This is a genomic window from Sphingobacteruim zhuxiongii, assembly GCF_009557615.1.
GTDB lineage: Bacteria > Bacteroidota > Bacteroidia > Sphingobacteriales > Sphingobacteriaceae > Sphingobacterium > Sphingobacterium zhuxiongii.
This window is the reverse complement of record NZ_CP045652.1, coordinates 2691077-2709694: the sequence shown is the minus strand read 5'-3', so window position 1 is coordinate 2709694 and position 18618 is coordinate 2691077. Positions and strand designations below refer to the sequence as shown.

Annotated in this window: 17 protein-coding genes; 7 read left to right on the top strand and 10 right to left on the bottom strand. The window is 38.7% G+C overall.

The features are described from left to right. Positions 1-20: 20 nt before the first annotated feature. Positions 21-608: a CinA family protein gene (locus GFH32_RS11605; RefSeq protein WP_153511756.1), complete on the top strand. Its 588-nt coding sequence runs from the start codon at positions 21-23 to the stop codon at positions 606-608. Here the strand turns inward: GFH32_RS11605 and GFH32_RS11600 are convergent. Together GFH32_RS11600 and GFH32_RS11595 are read right to left on the bottom strand one after the other, a co-directional pair. Beyond that, positions 598-1488 (bottom strand): SDR family oxidoreductase, encoded by an 891-nt coding sequence (locus GFH32_RS11600; RefSeq protein ID WP_153511755.1) that lies wholly within the window; start codon positions 1486-1488, stop codon positions 598-600. The genes GFH32_RS11605 and GFH32_RS11600 overlap by 11 nt on opposite strands. 37 nt (positions 1489-1525) lie before the next feature. After that, positions 1526-2644, bottom strand: a complete 1119-nt coding sequence (locus GFH32_RS11595; RefSeq protein ID WP_153511754.1) for a sensor histidine kinase — start codon at positions 2642-2644, stop codon at positions 1526-1528. A gap of 694 nt (positions 2645-3338) precedes the next feature. Between GFH32_RS11595 and GFH32_RS11590 the strand changes: the two genes are divergently transcribed. Next, positions 3339-3608, top strand: a complete 270-nt coding sequence (locus GFH32_RS11590; protein WP_153511753.1) for a hypothetical protein — start codon at positions 3339-3341, stop codon at positions 3606-3608. 241 nt (positions 3609-3849) lie between these two features. On the opposite strand, the gene GFH32_RS11585 is transcribed toward GFH32_RS11590, so the two are convergent. Together GFH32_RS11585 and GFH32_RS11580 are read right to left on the bottom strand one after the other, a co-directional pair. After that, complete coding sequence (locus tag GFH32_RS11585; protein ID WP_194285636.1) at positions 3850-5706, bottom strand: glycoside hydrolase family 15 protein; 1857 nt, start codon at positions 5704-5706, stop codon at positions 3850-3852. Further along, positions 5678-7909: a bifunctional alpha,alpha-trehalose-phosphate synthase (UDP-forming)/trehalose-phosphatase gene (locus GFH32_RS11580; RefSeq protein ID WP_153513065.1), complete on the bottom strand. Its 2232-nt coding sequence runs from the start codon at positions 7907-7909 to the stop codon at positions 5678-5680. The genes GFH32_RS11585 and GFH32_RS11580 overlap by 29 nt, the downstream gene beginning before the upstream one ends. Positions 7910-8812: 903 nt before the next feature. On the opposite strand from GFH32_RS11580, the gene GFH32_RS11575 reads away from it, so the two are divergent. The 4 genes from GFH32_RS11575 to GFH32_RS18660 all read left to right on the top strand — a co-directional run bounded on the left by GFH32_RS11575 (position 8813) and on the right by GFH32_RS18660 (position 13141). Continuing rightward, complete coding sequence (locus GFH32_RS11575) at positions 8813-9874, top strand: fatty acid desaturase family protein (protein ID WP_153509234.1); 1062 nt, start codon at positions 8813-8815, stop codon at positions 9872-9874. A 284-nt stretch (positions 9875-10158) separates the two neighbouring features. Next, entirely contained in the window at positions 10159-10350 is a 192-nt protein-coding gene (locus tag GFH32_RS11570) for a cold-shock protein (protein WP_153509233.1), read from the top strand. A 1099-nt stretch (positions 10351-11449) separates the two neighbouring features. Further along, the gene (locus GFH32_RS11565) at positions 11450-11974 is read left to right on the top strand and encodes an RNA polymerase sigma factor (RefSeq protein WP_160366940.1); all 525 of its coding nucleotides are present in this window, start codon (positions 11450-11452) and stop codon (positions 11972-11974) included. 936 nt (positions 11975-12910) lie between these two features. Then, a complete protein-coding gene (locus tag GFH32_RS18660) occupies positions 12911-13141 on the top strand; it encodes a sigma factor-like helix-turn-helix DNA-binding protein (RefSeq protein WP_153511751.1) in 231 nt (76 codons plus the stop codon). A 51-nt stretch (positions 13142-13192) separates the two neighbouring features. Here the strand turns inward: GFH32_RS18660 and GFH32_RS11555 are convergent, their stop codons facing one another. The 6 genes from GFH32_RS11555 to GFH32_RS11530 all read right to left on the bottom strand — a co-directional run bounded on the left by GFH32_RS11555 (position 13193) and on the right by GFH32_RS11530 (position 17461). Beyond that, positions 13193-13681, bottom strand: a complete 489-nt coding sequence (locus tag GFH32_RS11555; protein ID WP_153511750.1) for a hypothetical protein — start codon at positions 13679-13681, stop codon at positions 13193-13195. 292 nt (positions 13682-13973) lie between these two features. Beyond that, positions 13974-14771 carry an IS3 family transposase gene (locus GFH32_RS11550; RefSeq protein ID WP_317162879.1) on the bottom strand — a complete coding sequence of 266 codons (798 nt, stop codon included), beginning with the start codon at positions 14769-14771 and terminating at the stop codon, positions 13974-13976. Positions 14772-14791: 20 nt separating this feature from the next. Continuing rightward, positions 14792-15058, bottom strand: coding sequence for a transposase (locus tag GFH32_RS18420; protein WP_228384123.1), 267 nt, complete (start codon positions 15056-15058; stop codon positions 14792-14794). 859 nt (positions 15059-15917) lie between these two features. Then, positions 15918-16385, bottom strand: coding sequence for a hypothetical protein (locus tag GFH32_RS11540; RefSeq protein ID WP_153511747.1), 468 nt, complete (start codon positions 16383-16385; stop codon positions 15918-15920). Positions 16386-16439: 54 nt separating this feature from the next. Beyond that, positions 16440-17129, bottom strand: coding sequence for an SOS response-associated peptidase (locus tag GFH32_RS11535; RefSeq protein ID WP_153511746.1), 690 nt, complete (start codon positions 17127-17129; stop codon positions 16440-16442). Between the two features lie 56 nt (positions 17130-17185). Then, positions 17186-17461 (bottom strand): hypothetical protein, encoded by a 276-nt coding sequence (locus GFH32_RS11530; protein ID WP_153511745.1) that lies wholly within the window; start codon positions 17459-17461, stop codon positions 17186-17188. A gap of 779 nt (positions 17462-18240) precedes the next feature. Here GFH32_RS11530 and GFH32_RS18415 point away from each other — a divergent pair. After that, positions 18241-18450, top strand: a complete 210-nt coding sequence (locus GFH32_RS18415; RefSeq protein ID WP_228384122.1) for a putative quinol monooxygenase — start codon at positions 18241-18243, stop codon at positions 18448-18450. The last annotated feature ends 168 nt before the right edge of the window (positions 18451-18618 follow it).

Below are 18618 nucleotides of genomic sequence, written 5' to 3'. Positions count from 1 at the left end.
TCTAACAATTAAATTCCCCGATGGTTCTGTCTTCCCAAAACAGAATACCACTAACTATTTTTACCGTAAACTGTTCACTAGAAAAAAAACAAAAAAGATATCCATTCATGACTGCGATAAATCATAAACTTTTAAATCGCCTCGGCGACGAGATCAGCAGAAGAGGCTGGCACTTGTCCTTTGCCGAGAGTATGACCTCGGGCTTTATAACAAGTGTGTGGAGTTTGCAAATAGACTCAGGTAATTATCTTCTAGGCGGAATCGTCTGTTTTGAGGAATCCGTAAAAACCTCGCTTCTCCTGGTGCCTGAGGAGCTGCTGTCGACCTATACCGCCGAATCCATCGAAGTAAGCCTAGCACTTCTGCAGGGATTAAAGCAAGTTCTTCCTGCTGAGGTACGCATCGCTGTTACCGGACTCGCCTATGAAGGGACAGATAAACATCCTAGCGCTAAAGTAGGCGACGTCTTTATCGCTGTTGCGGTTAAGGATGCTTATCTCGCCCGATCTTATGCCTTGCCAAGTGCGCATGCTGCTGATACTTATATCAAAACCCTCAATTGCTCTTTAGAGATGCTCGCTTCGCTGTTGGATCAGGTTAAATCGTAATACGTCCGCCAGTAACAGGAATGGTGGCGCCCGCAATATAGGATGCCGCGTTGGATGCTAAAAACACATAGACGGCAGCTAATTCAGCAGGTTGGGCAGGTCTACCTAAAGGCGTATTGTCGCCAAAATGTTCATGATCAGGAATGGTGCTCGGAATTAATGGCGTCCATACTGGCCCAGGAGCCACTGCATTAACACGGATGCCATTGCCTTCGTTCAGAAACTTTTGCGCTAGATTGGCGGTGAAATTTTGTATCGCTGCTTTGCTAGCGGCATAGGGTATCAAAGTCGGGTTGGGATCATAGGCGTTGACCGAAGTGGTGTTAATCACGCTACCGCCTTCGCGCATATGCTGTTGACCATGCTTGACTAAATAAAACATCGCACTTAAGTTAATTTCAAAAGTCATGTTCCACTCGTCGGCGCTAATCTCTTGTAGGTTTTTGTAAGACATTTGGTAGGCGGCATTGTTGACTAGAATATCAAATTTCTTAAACTTTGCTACTGTCGTCTCTATAATGTCCTTGCAAACTTGCTCATCGCGAATATCGCCTTTATAAAGAATCGCTTTTCTACCAGCCTTTCTTACATAGTCGGCGGTATCTTCAGCATCTTGATCTTCGATACTGTCTTTATAACATATTACGATATCCGCACCCTCGCGCGCCATCGCGATGGCTACTGCTTTTCCGATTCCAGAATCCGCACCAGTGATGATCACCACCTTGCCTTCAAGCAGGCTCGACCCTTGATATGTCAGCTCTCCATGGTCTGGACGAGGAACCATCTTGTCGGTTAGGCCAGGAGGGGATTGTGCCTGTTTTTTAAATGGGGGGCTAGGGTACAAATCTTTGCTATTTCCTTCTTTTGTCGTTTCCATAAAGTATCGTTTTGATGTATGGAAAGAACAGCTTGCGCTAACAATCGTTCGAAGAAATTTCGGAATTATTAGGAAAAAACAAACGTACTTCCGTTCCCATGTTGATTTTGCTGGAGATATTAATCTGCCCATCCAATCGCTCAATCACGCGCTTCACGATAAATAACCCTATTCCACGCCCGCTATGGCTGGTTGAGTTGGAACCTCGTTGTAGCCTATCATAAATTTTGGTAATCTCCTTTTCTGGAATTCCTATGCCATTATCTTTGATGTAATACACCACACCCTTACTCGTTTCCTCGGAATAGATTTGGATAATTGGCTCCTGCATCGTTGAAGAGTATTTTATTGCATTTCCAATGACGTTGCTAAAGATTTGGAAAATACCTCCAGGATCACCTAGGACGGGAAGCAAAACCCCTAAATCTATTCTAGTACGATTTGCAGCATAGAGAAGGATGGCCTCGTCACACCAGAACTTCATCTTGTCGGCGATGAAAACCATGCTTTTATTCGGTGAGTACACCCGTGCTTCGCTCAGCTGAACGGTCTTATCGATAATATTATTTAAACTAACCATCGCCTGATCGATGATTTCATACCATTTATCCTTACTATCTTCCACCTCGGAAATATTGCGCCGCAGCGAATCAATTCCGAGTCTAGCGATAGCAATCGGATTTTTAGCATCATGTGCTAAACTGTGTGTAATTTCCTCCAGATCGCTATTGATGGATAAATGCTGCTCTTGTTTTTTTAGCAATTGCAAGGCTTTGTTTTTTGAGGTAACATCAACGGATGTATGTAAAATCGCGAAGGTTTCCTCGCGGTCGTTAACGAGGGCTTTATACTCAAAGTCGAAAAACCGCTTATGCTTAATATCTCCATCTAGTATATCCGCAGGCGTGGCGGTCGCTTGGTAACTAATCCCTGTTCGCCACACATTCTCTAGAATACTTGAAAATCCTTCCTCTTTGAAATTAGGAAAAGCCTCGCTGAAGCTAGTTCCAATAATGGATGAATCGCTGCACCACATCCGAAGCATCGCATCATTAGCGAAAGCGATGTTCAGGTCGCTGCTGTCGTAAATAGCAGTCGCTAATGGGGAATGCTGCAAAACATCGATCAACATTTTTAACGATTGAAATTGTGACATGTACCTAAAAGATGAATTTTGAGTTTACTTCGTTTATAAATTTAACGAAAATCAAGAAAAACGAACAAAGTAAAAAAGCAAAATTCAAGACAACAAAATGTTATCAGAGAGGAAACGGGGTAGATTGTGATGTTTATTTTATATCAAGCATCTCTTTTGATGGGTTAGGAGAAAAGGGCAGAACAAGAGCAAGTTCTTGATACCCAATGCAAGGCATTTAGATCCTAGTACCTAATGTTCGTATAGACGCAATCGCTATTGAGAATTATAGCTTGTGGAAGGCTGTCGTATTTCGCTAGATTCGTTGCACTTAAACAGGTATTATTCCAGGCTCAAAGTGATTTAATTCATATTCGTACAATTTCGCTGAACTATCTCTGTGCGGTATGTGTTCAGGTAGATATAGATGCTAAAAACATCTATTTCTCGCGGTCAATCTAAAGGTTGGCATAGTATGCTGAGGCGTTATGAATGAGCGGATTTATGAAAGCTCTGTACGTTGAATCTAAGATTTTTCAAGCTTAGCATCCGCTCATACGCGGGGTGGAAACAAAGACAGATAGAACCCATACATAAGTTCTACTACATTTCTAAATGCATAGGACGTTGATGCCGAAAGGAATACATGGGATGCGAAACTTTGACAGGGCTAGTGGCACTTCGTTGATGCCGCGCTCAAACTAAGTAAGGTTGAATGGTTTATCTCACAATTATGGAACTGGATGTTATAGAAAAGCTAAAAATTATTAAAAGTGTACAGAAAAAGAATAGTAGCAAGTTTGAAGAAACGGTCTACTTCGAGTGCTGTACTAGTGAAGAGGTGTTGTATCGACTGGAAGAGCTTCAAACAATCTTTGAGGCTAATCCATCATTTGAAAAATTACATGGATTAGAAAATCATCTATCGCTAAGTTATCGACATCTAGAAACCCAAGATGAAGTAAAATTTTATGCGTCCGATTAATAAAGAATAGCTCCAACAATCACGCATATGTTCGAAGTCTATCGAATTTTGCCTTTATTCAGAGGGCTATACACCTTATGAGGTAAGAAGAAAGTTCATGCGAAATAGCATTCGTGAGCTAGTGAAAGGCAGCTCATAAGCCTTTCCGCTGTACATTCGAAAGGCGGCCGATCATCCACATGCCCCGTAAAAATAAAACTTGCTCCGCCGGCCTAATTATTTTGTGTGATTGAAACCCCGTTTATTCTTTGGTATAAGCGTGCATCCCTGCATTCTCAAAAAAGGTTGGCTGGTCTAATTTAATCGCGATACGATAGGCGGCATTCATCAAACCCACATGACTGTATGCTTGAGGGAAATTTCCCCATTGGCTTCCATCTTCTTCATTGACATCCTCACTGAATAGCATCAAATGATTGCCGAAAGACATCAACTGTTGGAACACCTCCTGAGCTTCCTCCAGCCTTCCCACACAGGCTAATGCTTCAACATACCAAAATGCGCAGACCAAAAATGTAGACTTTGGCTTTCCGAAATCATCTTTGTGCAAATAACGATAAAATAACCCCTGTCGGCCCTTGAGCTCGCTTTCTAGCTGACTCAAATGTTGGCGGGCACGTTCGGATGCTGGATCTAAGTACCCCATCAGGATAAGCTGTAGGGTGGAGGCATCCAAATGTGTTGATTCAGTGGAGTTTGTATAAACGCCTCTGCCTTGGTCATAACAAGATTCTATATAGGCGGAAGCTTTCTTTTGCAGTAAAAGCGCTTTTTGCTCCATTTCTTCAAAACCGTTTTGTCTAGCTATTTTTATTGCAGCTGTTGCGCCTGCCCATTGAAATAAATTGGAATAACAGTGTCGTTGCTGGAAATTTCTAAATTCCCAAATTCCCGCATCCTTTTCATCGATCGTCGCTTCAATTTTCGTCAAAATGTAATTCGTCCACTCTTTAGAGATTCCTTTATTTTGATACATAAATCGTTGGTCGGTAAATAGGGGGAGCAAAGCGATCAAAGCTTGTCCGTAAACGTCGTTCTGAATGTGCTCATGGGCCTGGTTGCCGATGCGAATGGGAGTATTCCCTAAATAACCATGAAGATGGTCTACCTGGCTTTCGACTAAGTCTGATTTCCCTAAAATACCATAAAGTGGCTGAAGCCTTCCGCTGTCGGTCTGCGTAATATTGGCGATAAAGGAGGCGTATTTTTCCATTTCTTCAAAATGACCAATATGGCTCAAGGCGGTAAGCACGTAGAAGCTGTCGCGTAACCAACAAAAACGGTAGTCCCAATTACGTCCTGAACCAGGAAATTCCGGCAAACTGGTGGTACTGGCGGCAATAATGGCACCGGTATCTTCATATTGGTGGAGCTTTAAGGCTAAAGCAGAACGAATGACTTCTTTCTGATAGAACGAAGGAATCGACGCGTTCTTTACCCACTTTTGCCAATAGGCAATTGTTCGACTTAGGAATTCTTCACAGGTACGCTCTATTGGGGCTTCGAAGGGGCTGCCGAACGTTAACACTAAATAAACCGGTTTGCTTAGTACATGCGCTGTTTCATCAAAGAAATGACTAATTGGAATATCAGTTGCTAAGCGTAAGCTGACGTCTCCGTTCTCAAATTGAATATGATTGCTTCCGCGATGCTTGTTCAGTTTCGTTTTGCCATATTGGTATACCGGTTCGCATGTTGCTTTTATCCGTGGACGTCCCTGAATAGGTTCAATTTTGCGAATCATGATCAAGGGTTTAAAATAGCGCTCATATTGTTCAAATCGTGGCGCGAAATCTGTTACCCGATAGGACCCTTCTTTGCATTCAATGGTTGTACACAGAACGTTCGTGTTCTCCAGATAAGTTTGCTTGGCGGAGAAAATATCACCTATAGGTCGTATCGAATATTCACCGCCGTAGGAGTCGTCTAAAAGACCTCCAAAGACAAACGAATCTTGGAAGGTCGGCCAACAAAGCCAGCTGATATTGGTATCGATATTGACATGTGCGATGTAAGCACAGTTTCCAATAATACCACTGTTGTAAGTATGTTTTGTATGGGGTATTTTGCTAGTTTTTCTCGATATGTTGGAATTCATTTTGCGAGTGCTTAGATGTGTTCGTAAAGTTTTTGATTAGGTTTAATACTTCTTCCTGTGTTTCGATATAATATCGTGCGGCAGATTTTCTGCTTCCCACCTTCACCGTAAGTGCGTTTGCTGGAAGCTCCAAAAACATGTCTTCATCCGTGGCGTCATCACCAATGGCGAATATGAAGTCTGGCTGAAAATCATGGACAATCTCCATAGCCGCTTTGCCCTTATTCAGTTCGCTGTTTTTTACTTCAATTACCTTGTTCCCCATTAGCAGTTGTAAACCGTAATGCGGCAATAAATAGCGTAGGTTATCGACGAGTTCTTGGGAACGCAGGTTTCCCAATCCATGCTGTACCTTTCGGTAATGCCAGGCAAGCGAATAGTTCTTTTCTTCGACAAAGGCACCTGCAGTGCGATTGGCAAAATCGGACATGATTTGTTTAATCGGATATTTCCAACGCGTCGAAATGTGATTTTTGCTATGCCATTGGTGATAGGGATAATTGCTCCATGCACCGTGCTCTGCAACGAGGAAATAGTCTTTATCGGCAAACCAATTCGCTAAGGTGTCCTGCGGACGCCCACTAATGATGACCACTTGATTGTTCGGGTTGGATTGTAGGTCTTCCAACGTCTCATACAAGTTATTGGTGGGTGTTACAGCGTCGGCATCTTTATTGAATCCCATGAGCGTACCGTCATAGTCCAGTAAGAATAGGTTACGTTTTGAAGCATCATGTTGGCTGAGCATGTCCTGTATAATGGCTGGGCTGATGCGTCTTGCTAATTCTTGCTTTTGCAAGGCTTTAATCTCTTTTAATCGTTTGAAGAAAATATGAACCCAATGGCGAACATTGAATTTTTTGACGATCTCCAAGCTGTCATTTAAGCGCTTTCGTTGTTCCTCCACCGGCATGACGATCGCTGTGCGTATGGCCTCACGAATTTGCTCAATCGCATTAGGATTGACCAGTATCGGACCAATCAGCTCTCGACTTGCACCCGCCATCTCGCTCAAAATGAGTACACCATCGTTGTTTTCTTTGCTTGCTATGAATTCTTTACAGACTAGATTCATTCCGTCGCGTAGCGAGGTGACCAGACAAATATCCGCTGCGACATAAAGGGCAGACAACTCCTCGACGCAGTACGTATTATAAAAATAAGATATGGGTGTCCATTCATTGGTGCCATACACGGCGTTTATGTGTCCAACAACCCTGTTTATCTCATCGCGTAGTTCGCTATACTTAGGTACAGTGTCACGGGATGGCACGACGAGCATGTAGAGTACGACCTGACTGTATAATTCAGGATAGTGTTGCAAAAGACTCTCGAACGCTTTTAAGCGTTCTAAAATACCTTTGCTGTAATCTAGTCTATCGATGCTTAAAATAAATTTCCTGTGGTTATAAAATGTGCGAATCTCGTCTGCACGCTGCTGAACGGCGGCCGACTGCGCAAGCCCGCTAAATTTCTCGTAGTCAATTCCCATTGGAAAAACTTCCACATATATACTGCGCCCCGCTTTCCGTAAGCTATTGTTTTGAATAGCAATACCAAGAATATGACTGCAGGCATTTAAGAAATGCTGTGTGTCATGGTAGGTGTGAAAAGCAATCAAGTCGGCTCCTAAAAGCCCTTCTAGCAACTCGTCACGCCAAGGTATGGCTCGAAATAGCTCATCAGGTGGGAAAGGTATATGTTGAAAATAGCCAATGGCTAAGTTGATGTTGTGGGCTCTAATTAGTTTAGGTAATAACATGAGTTGGTAATCATGAATCCACACATCATCGCTGTCCAGTAAATCTTGGTCTTTCACCTTCTGGGCAAATTTTTCATTCACCGACTGATAGATTTCCCAATTAGCGGGGTCGTAGACCGTGTAGGAGGGGTGGTAATGGCATATTGGCCAAAGCACCTCGTTGGAAAAGCCCTCATAATACCCTTCCAATTCACTGGCCGTAAGAAATACGGGAATAAGATTTAAAGAGGCGAGTTGCGCCGTAACGCTTTCTTTTTCTTGTTCGTTCTCTGGGACAAAGCCCGGCCAACCTATCCATACATTACCTTCGTCTTGGTAGATTGATCCTAAGCCAGTTGCTAATCCGCCTTCGCTAGGGATTACATGTAATTCGCCATGTTGTCTTTCTATTCGGATTGGTAATCTATTTGAAATAATAATTGTTCGTTTTGTCTGCATCATATTTTTGAAAACAAGTAAGAATTTTACTGTTTGTGCTTCCGCTGTTGTTCTAATTAACTGTCGAGAAAGTTCAGAGGAAAGCGCAAAAGGTTTCATAGATCGAAGGACGCCTTATCACTTGCGTATAAACCTTAGTCGTCGAATTTCTTTTGCCTACGGTGAACTTCTAGGATCGCTGCGATAAATCCATGACCGCTATTCTTTAAATACTTGATCCAACGCCAAGAACTCGTGTTGTGAAAAAGTAGGGTTCTCACTTGCCACCGTCATGCCTAGCGGGTGTGCTCTATCTGCCTTAGGCAGTTAGAGCAAATATCATCTTTTGCGCAAGCTATTTGTTTCGCTCCGTTGTGAAACATGAATACGCTATTCGTAAAAAGATCATTCAGTCTATGTATTGAACAGTTGGTATGCAAATTCGTTGGAATTATTTACATAAAACTTTGTAAAACTTAGAATCGATTCTGATAGGCCATCGTATCCAAGCCAATCTCAGGGATTATTGGCACGATCACGTTCTGGATATTGCTGCTCGATTGGTTCGTATTTTCCAGCATCTTTGTATCCTCATCAAGCAAAAAAATCACCCTAAATCGAAGTCTGACACTTAGGTTAGAAGGGCATAGCATTGAAAGTTAACGATAAAAGCAGCGCTATGAATTTTTACTCACGCGTAAAGTCGTGTAATAAATTAAGGGCAAACATACCTTTTCATCACACACTGGATTGATATATCTTTTAGCTGCACCTGCTTAGTATTTAATATAGTGACATGTTAGGAGATATTAACTCTAAATGTTATGTACCGATTTTTATATCCGAGAACAATTTTTTAAATTAGTAACATTAAAGCCATTCATTTAATTGTGAATCGCTTAACGCATAAAAGTAGTATAGTAAAACATGAGTACCGTAGTAAAGTTTAACAATGTCAATGCATTGTTTTCGAAATCATTGAAACAAAAAGTCAACCATTATTTCCAAGAAGAATCGATCAATAAAACAGGTAATCGGCTATTAATAGTAAAAGCAATCATCCTTCTTTCTTCTTTATTCCTAATCTATTCAATTCTTATATTCGTTCAGCCACATTGGATAGTCAGTGTTGTGTTATGCCTTCTATTGGGGGTTAATTTAGCCGCTATTGGATTCAATATTATGCATGATGCTGGACATAATTCGTTTTCAGAGAATAAGGCAATAAATACGATCCTTTCCTATTCTTTAAATTTGCTAGGCGGGAATATCTTTTTGTGGAAGTTGAAGCATAATATAGCGCACCATACATACACCAATATCGATGGTGAGGATCACGATATTGAGATAAAATTCATGAGAATTCACCATGACCAACCGCTAAAAGAACATCACAGATATCAACATCTGTATTTTATATTTCTTTATTCGATTTCATATTTGGCGTGGATCTTTTATCAAGATTATGAAAAATATTTTAGACAGAGGTTGAGCATATCATCAGAAAAATTTAACTTTCCAATCAATGAAAGAATAATTTTTTGGATTAGCAAAATTATTCACTTCACGTTGTTCGTCGTGATCCCCATCATCTTTGTTGGCTGGATTCCAACCCTTGTAGGCTTATGTTTAACTAGTATCGTCTGCGGAATTTGTTTGGCCACCGTATTTCAACTAGCGCATGTCGTTGACGAAACTGAGTTTAAAACCCTGGTTGACGAACGTGTTGAGGCACAATGGATGATACATCAATTGCAATCTACGGCGAATTTTGCTACCGATAGCCGGGTGTTAACTTGGTTGCTTGGGGGATTGAATTTTCAAGTTGAGCACCATTTGTTTCCAAAGGTCAGTCACATTCACTATCCGAAAATTAACGAAATTGTTAAAGCGACTTGCCTAGAATATAATGTGAAATATAATGAATATCCCACATTCTATGCTGCTTTCCAATCGCATATAAAAGTGATAAAAGCTATGTCGAAATAAAAATAATTTTGTTTTTAATTAAATTTTATTATCTTTGTGTTATAATCAGGCCCTGCCGACGCTTTCTGAAACCGATCAGTTCACTCATCTTTTTTAGTTTCCGCATTTTCAGTTGCTAATTTGTTTTCATCTAGATGATGTTTGACGAGAAATGTTTTGTGACATGTCATAGCAACCTTCTCTTATCCTCAACTTTTGATTTTATAAATGATTATTTGGACTCAATTGTCCCGAAATATGAGCGTTTGCTCACTAACAAGATATTTTATTTAATACACAACACAATGCAAGAAGGAAAAGTTAAATTCTTTAACAACACAAAAGGATTTGGATTTATTACACCAAATGATGGTGGAGATGATTTATTTGTACACAGTACAGGATTAAGAGACGATATCAGAGAAAATGACCACGTTACCTACAATGTTGAAAGAGGCCAAAAAGGTCTTAACGCAACGAACGTACGTATAGCATAACCATACTCCATTTGTTATTAATGAGATCGCGATTATAATGTAAAGTTATAATCGCTTTTTTTGTCTACTGTTAGTATACTCCGAGAAATTCTATCTAAAATGCTTAGTCTCCTTATTTGACAATAAATTGACTATTTGTTTGGTTCAACTTATTAATTTTAAGGTGCTAAAAACAATTCGTAGTTTAAGTGTTAATTTTCTAAAGCCCCCTAATCGGGGCTTTCGTCGTTAAAATCCCTCCAACAATGTTTTGTAATCGTCAGGGAAATTGTTAAGAAAGTCATTATAGGAAAGCTAGAAACTGAATATCAATTTAAGATACCCCCTGACGAAATAGCATTCAACAGGGGATATTTAATAAATAATGGGTCGTCCACTCAAATTTACTATTAATCGAAATTTGTGTCAATACCGAAATTCATTTTTTGAGTCCTCTAAAATTGCAGTTTACTCATGTAAACTGCGCACCTTATCGAAATTTTTCTCATCGTTCGCATTCTGAAAATGGAATTTATAATCGCTTTTTACAACTAGTTCCAAATCAATAAAAACTATTTGGACGTGTAAATGTTTTAACAATACAGGCATTAATATTTAAAATTGATTTACTCTAGTGGCTCCGAATTTGGAGCCGCTTTTTTTAGTTTCTTATGTTTGTTGAAAACAACTTAAACTCCTCGTGGCTTAAATTGGTAGGCGGATGAATTAACATTTTAACTTAATATCATTACATTCTAATCGTCAGATGACGCTCGAGCTATCCCAACCATTGAGTTTCAAAGAGCAAAAATCCCTTCAGTAATAATCTAGTAGCTGCATTCGTAACAATTTGCGTTTCCGACGTTTTAAAATGTAGAAATCGAGATATAACCATGAATCATTGTTTATTGCACAACGAGTGGCACCATATCTCTTATTAGAATTTTACAACAAAAACATCAAGACCGATGGGACGGTTTTGTAGTATTAAGCTGTTCGCAGGGGCTATTTTATGAGTCAATTTCGATCGAAAAAGATTTATTTGATTTGCTATTTAAAACATATATCGAATATTGATGTTTTCCAGTATAGGCACACTGATCACACAAGCAACGGTTACATGAACAATAAATTTGAATATGATTTTCTCAGAAATCGGGAAAAGTTTTTTTCCCACGCATTGAGATTTACTAAAAATGTATATTCTGCGGAGGATTTATTGCAAGAGACCGCATTGAAAGTCTTTAGGGCGGATCCATCTCGCTTCACATTCGGCACCAATTTTATTGGTTGGGTTTACACTATTATGCGCAATATCCACATTAACGATTGTCGTAGGAGGACGTTGGAGATGAAACTTGTGGATAGTACCGATGAATGTCACCAGGACTCACAATTGTCGTATTCCTCAGTGAAGAATAGGGCGGACGATTACTTTCTGGGACAAGATTTGTCGAAAGCATTTGAGGGGATCGACCCCATCTTTTTAGACCCATTTTTAATGTATTTTGAAGGTTATAAATACAAAGAGATAGCAGCGTACTATGGTATCCCGGAAGGTACGGTCAAAACTAGAATCTTCTCTGCGCGTAAAATTTTGAAAACAAGGTTAAAAAGTTATTCTAATCTTAAAGCGGTTAAATGAGAAATTAGTGCGTAAAATCGTTTTTTCAGGCCATCCTAAACGGAATAACCATTCTTCAAATGTAGTTTCATCTTGGCAGTTTAATTTATATATTATAGCGTTTTTGAAGAAATAGAATTCGATGCTGTTCATACGATTCTATTTCGCATTTTGTTGTCAACGACTAAGATGTAGCTTGTGCTCTTCGTATCAACTCGTCAACACCAGCAATTCTTATGACTATGCATGCAATAATGTTTAATTGGAGTGATTGCCGTAGCGGTAGTGTTGCAACTATACCGAACGTGTCGAATGCGCAGCACGAGTTTACCTAAAGAAAAGTCTGATGTTTTGGTAATCAAGTTTACGCTAAGCATGCAAAATGCGTTGTGTTTTTAGCAATCACAAGCTAGAACGTTGTAATGCGACGGTAAGACTATCGGTCAAAATAAATCGAAACCAGAACGCATGGCGTAAACATCGCTCAATGATATGAAAATCGTTAGGCGTAAAAAGGGCGACAAAACTATATCTTACACGTAAGAGTTAACATTATTTTTTAGCGCAACATTGTTTACGATTGTAGATGAAAAACTACAACTGTCGTAAATTAATAGTTTGTCGGCAGTTTTCGATAATTTCACGCTATAAATTTGCTATCTTCGATTTGTTAAACCAATTAAATTAACCATTCCAATTCGAATGTGAAGCATTGGTGTTATCGTTTTCCCACTCACTAACTCGCCTTTCGATTGCACACACTTTCTCTAAAAAAGACTTTGCTAGACAAGATTTTCAACGAACAATGTCTAGAAAAAATAGAATTATACCCTGGCTTTGATATTTGTATCTCGGTAATGGTAGAAGATGGTCTAATAACCCACTCTAGTAGTACAGCCACGTGTAAATACTTAATAACTAGCAAGGGTAAAATGCTCTTGAGACAAGGAGAAATTATTGTTTAAAATACTAGAAAGGAAGTTTGAATTGGACAAACTTTCAACATGTCAGGCGGAGGAATTGTTGCGTGCAGTTAATAGCTTATCTGAAAAAGAGTATGAGATATTTGCGATGCATCTGGAAGGATTTAAACAATATGAAATTTCAGAGCATCTGCATATTACGAAACAGGAAGTTTCAACTATATTGGCTTTGAGCAAGAAAAAGCTAAGCTTCAATTCTATTTAAATTTTTAGGCATTATCCCACATGAAAGTTTTTTCACTAATTGCAATATTTCCTATTCGTGGAGGCTTTTTGCTATTCTATACGCTTGGGGCGACTCGATTTTCCCTTTCTTGATCAACTCGATAAAATATAGCATATGTTTTTCCTTAAGCCAGCTAGAGTTGAGAATGTACCATCGGAAACGATTTCCGTCAGGATTGTAGGTTATTGATCCCATGTAGTAATAGTTGATCTTAATCACCCAACCGCCACCTCCGTTAGGATGGTAAACCTCAACGATCTGTCGCTGACCTCTAAACCAAAATACCTTAACCACGCCAAAATTATATCTTAAAATTAGCGCATCAATCATGGCTTCAATAAGAATTGAGGGGAGTTCACCGGACGTGTGTGTCCATTTATTGCCAACTTTTTGGAATAGGTAGAAGGTGCGCCGATCCTTTCCAGTAAGCATGTAGATATCAAGTCCAAAGCCCTGCTTGAGGCTCTTGATTGCTATAGTAAGAACTTTGTTTTTGTAATAAACTATTAGCGGTCCCATTACGCAAATTTACTAAAAATATTAGTAATCCATCAAGAGCCAAACATAAACGTTTTTGATGGAGCTGGCGTTAATATGTATAATTAATTCCGACGTACAAAAATTAATTGCATTTGGTTACTATGTTCACATAGCTGGTATCCCTAAAAATGTTGATCGTTATATTTGATCGTTTCTCGTTTACCAAACGCATATTTCAAACGGGAGAGTCTTGGTCGATTTAATAGTTTAGGAAGCTGTAGGGTTGTAGCCTTACCCTTTTTCAAACAGTGAATAAATATAAAAACCCGTATTAAGAAACCAATTGTTCTTCAGCGTATAACCATGGGCTTAATCCATTTAAAGCTTTGTGAGGATGATTACTATTGTAATCAATCTGCCATTCATAGGCCAGTGCATTTACGTGGCTGATTGATTCAAATAAATAAGCGTCTAACACATCTTCTCTGAATGTACGATTGAAGCGCTCAATATAAGCATTTTGAGCAGGCTTGCCAGGTTGGATATATTGTATTTCTATTCCATGATCGCTACAAAAATCTTTGAAAACTTTCGCTATAAATTCTGGTCCATTATCCGTTCTGATACGCTTTGGTTTTGCTCTGTGTAACAGTAATTCTTGTATTTTTTGCACCAACCTTGTTGCAGGAATAGAATAATATGCTTCGTTAAGTAAGGCTTCTCGATTATAATCATCAATAATATTGATAACTCTAAACCTTCTCCCATTAGCTAGAGAATCGCTCATGAAATCGATCGACCAGGTGTCATTAATGGAACCTGGAACAAATAATCGTTCTTTGATTCTAGCTGGTAGGCGTCGTTTTCGCTTCACTCTAAGCTTTAAATTAATATTACGATATACACGAAGCACTCTTTTTCGATTCCATAGAAGACCCTCCATTCGGATCTTACCAAAGTAAGTTTCAAATCCTCGTGTAGGATATTTCGTTGAGAGATCCATCAGTTTATCAATAATGATCTGGTCATCTTTTTTATGAGCATAGTAGTACATACTACGACTCATGCAAACAATTTTGCAGGCTCTATGGATACTGATCCCTTCCGCTTCAATTACACCTTCAATCAGCTCTTTACGTTCACAGAGCTTTAAAGCTTTTTTTCAATGATGTCTTTTAAAATACGATGATCCAAGCTCAAATCAGCAAACATTCGCTTTAAACGGCTATTTTCTTCTTGTAATGCTTTCAACTCTTTCAAATGCTGGGCATCCATACCGCCATACTTTTGCTTCCATTGATAGAAAGTGGATGATGTAATACCATGTTCCCGACAAATGTCGCGTGTCGATTTACCGGATTCATATTCCTTTAGAATACTGACAATCTGATGCTCTGAAAATTTGCTCTTCTTCATAATGTTTAACAAACTAATTTAACATTTTTAATTGGTCTGAAAAACGGGGAAGTCTACCAAAAGGAAGTATCAACCATATTGGCTTCCAGCAAGAAAAAATTAAGCTTGAATTCTATTTAAATATTCGTGATGAATTCGACACGGAGTGCGCAGGTGTTACATTTGAGCTAAAGATATACCTCAATCAGGTTTAAATTACCCCACCTACGGGGTTTTCTTTTTCAAACGAAAATTTTTTTACAAGTATAATAATCAAGCATATCTAACGTTGACATATAGGAGAGCACTTAAGTCAGGAAGTGTGTGTGTGAAAAACAAAGAAAAGCCCCTTTGTAGGGAAAAAGGGGCTTTTCGTATTCTATACCCTTCCGGCGATTCGATTAAATAACGTACACAAAAAAAGCTCCACGTTCGCGGAGCTAAAAACATTATTTGTTACGAGCATCAATGTTTTGCAATGTTTGGAATCAATTATACGACAAACGGAATAATGAAATGTTTGCAATCTGTTTAGCTTTAATTCATTTTTTTTAAAACTCATTCTTATTCAGTGTGTTCTAATGTATATAACACACTAAATTTTTAGAACATAGCACTAGACACAGCAAACGAAGACAGAGTAAGTAAGACTATTGAGAGTCAAACTGCAAAAATTCCATCTGTAGTATTCTTGGGCGCCGCATTGTTGGCGATGGGCGTATCCGCCGCTCTAAAATGTAGTAGGGGGAAGGTCGATAAGGACGCACTATTTATTGGCCAATGGGCAGCGCCTTTTTTACTTCTGGGCATTTACAATAAAATAGTAAAGACAGAAGGTCATGATTAACATCAATTAGCCCCTAACTCAGGGGCTTTTTTATTATCTATCCACTTTATACCAGGAGATCTCGCCTGTTCCAATCTTCCCAATATACTTCCGGATGTGATCGTCAGTGACGACTCCGGTTTCATCTTCTAGGTTGTATTCGAATCTCTTGGTAAATTTATCGTAGGAAATCGTCGCTACATAATGGAGGTTAACATAAATATGCCATAGATTGCCCTGTTTCTCGCGCACTTCAACCAATTTGCGTTCGCCTTTGTAATAGAATATGTCACAGATTGTTTTATCGAATCGGATAATCAGCGCGTTGACAACGGCTTCTTTGATATCCTCGTCAAGATATCCTAATGTACATTTCCAATGGCCTTTCTCTTTGGTAAATACATACAGCGAAATTCCATCCTTTCCGGTCAACACATAATCGCGTCGGCCAGACCCACGGTCGCGCACCGATATCTTCGCATACATCACTCTATTTCGACAATGGATCTCCAATGGTTTCATTCTTGCAAGTTTACTAAAAATATTAGTAAATTGTCAAGAGTGAAAACGTTAAAATCAAATAGCTTTCTGTATATCAGGATGGTTGGTATCTTCGCCGCGCGCTCCAGTAACGCGGTAAACTTGGTGAGAGCCTAGTTCACCATTGAAGGGTTGCATAAGGTTTTGTATTTCGTCTTTACCTTCAGCAAATAACCATGCGTCACTGTCTTTCTCTCCAATAATTAAAGGCATTCTTTTCTTTTCGTTGTGGATTTCTTCCAGTAATGGATTTGCTGGAGTGGTGATAATAGAAAAGGTAGGATAGGTTTCGCCTGTATCTTGGTCTGTAAAATCCGAATAAACTACACCGAGAGTAAAGATTTTCTTATCAGGTTGGTAGATATAGTAATTTTCCGTTTCCTTCACACCCTTCACTTTATGAGGTTCATAAAATCCATTGACGTATAACAGCCCTCGATTCTTAGTGATATAGTTCTTATAGCTAGCCTTTTCGAATATGCTTTCACTTTCTGCATTCAGAGTATTGGCATATTTAGCAGCGTCTGTTTCGGTCTTTACCCAAAAAGGTATAAGCTTCCATCGAGCCTCACGGATAACTTTAGGGGAGCTATTTAGCGTCACAGGAAGAAATGGTCGTGAAAATCCTGATACATGGAAAATTTCATCTCGCTTATATTGCACGCCTAGAGATTTAAATTCTTTGCGTAATGCTTTTTCGTCGGGGTGTGATGTATGGTAGCACATACTTAAAGTTAAGTAATGTAAACGAAAAAGCCTAACTGGGTGGTTAGGCTTGGATCTTATTTAACTGACATAAATTTTTCGAAACTATAAATATGAGACATATCTATGGAAATTGTTTGATCCCTTTGTAATATAGCGTTACGGAATTTGTTTACAATTTCTACGCATAGATCCGAGCATTCTTTTGTGAAACATTGTTCAGCCTCCCATTTTTTAATCATATCCTCTAAAACTGCTAGCAATACTTCTATTTGCTCCCATTTAGGGTCTTTTTCTTTTAATTTATTATAAACATTTAAAATGTAATAACCCTTATCTGAAATCTTATCCATTAAAATGAAAGTTAGTGCGTGCAAATATACTACTTAGCATAATAAATTTCCACAGCCCTTTCAATCGCTTTCGCGGTGGCTTGTCGGCGGTAGTTGACTTATTTTATATCTAAGGTAAAGTATTCCCATTTATAATTTTAAACCTAAATTTGTGTAGTATTATTAAAAATTAGCCAGTGGTAACCGTTTCTATTATCTCGAACATCTTATTTATTTACTCAATTATTGTATTTATAGCGATAATCGTCTATACAATTTTTAAAGTTGTAATGAATGACAAGCTGCTCATGTACCAGAAATTCTTGTGGATTTTAGTTTTGGTGATTCTTAACATACTAGGATGTCTTCTTTATTTGATTATATATGATCAATCTAGGATACCTAAGAAACGAAATATTTAATTCTCGAATATCATTTTGGTAAAAACGTTGGAGATTTCATTTATCATATTATTAACTAAGTCTAAAGGGGTGGTTAGGCTTGTAGAAAGTTGGGAAGTTACCTTAATACATATGACATTTTATGTAAGTTTGTATAAAATCCAAATGTAAATTAATGAGAGGTAAAAGAATAGTATTTATAATTCTACCGTTTGTTATTCTTTGTATGTCGTGAGGACGGACCCAGCAAAAGCAGAGCAGTTTTACCGCAGAAAAGATGATTGTCAGAATTGCGGAAATTGAAATAGAGGCAGGTTTTATTGATGAATACAAAGCCATACTTAAATATGAATCCGAAGCGTCTGTACGATTAGAGCCTGGAGTTATTTCAATCTACCCATGTTTTTTAAAGATAATCCTAATCAAATAAGAATACTAGAGATATATGCTGACGAAAATGCTTACCAGGCGCATTTAAATACACCTCATTTCAAACATTACAAGAAGGCCACCGCAAATATGATTAAATCTTTGAAATTAATTGATGTGCTTGCTATAGATGAAAATTCTATGCCTCAAATATTTATAAAAATAAGCATACCAAATTAACGTCAAATATACTTTTGTAACTCATTTTAAACGTATAATCTTATATAGCCGGTCCCCTCCCTTTCATTTTAACTCCATTTAACCTCCATTTTTCGACCGCATAATGCTCCTATTCCTTAAGCAATTCAGCTAATCGCTCTGTAATGTTGTCCTTGCCGTCAAGCAAGA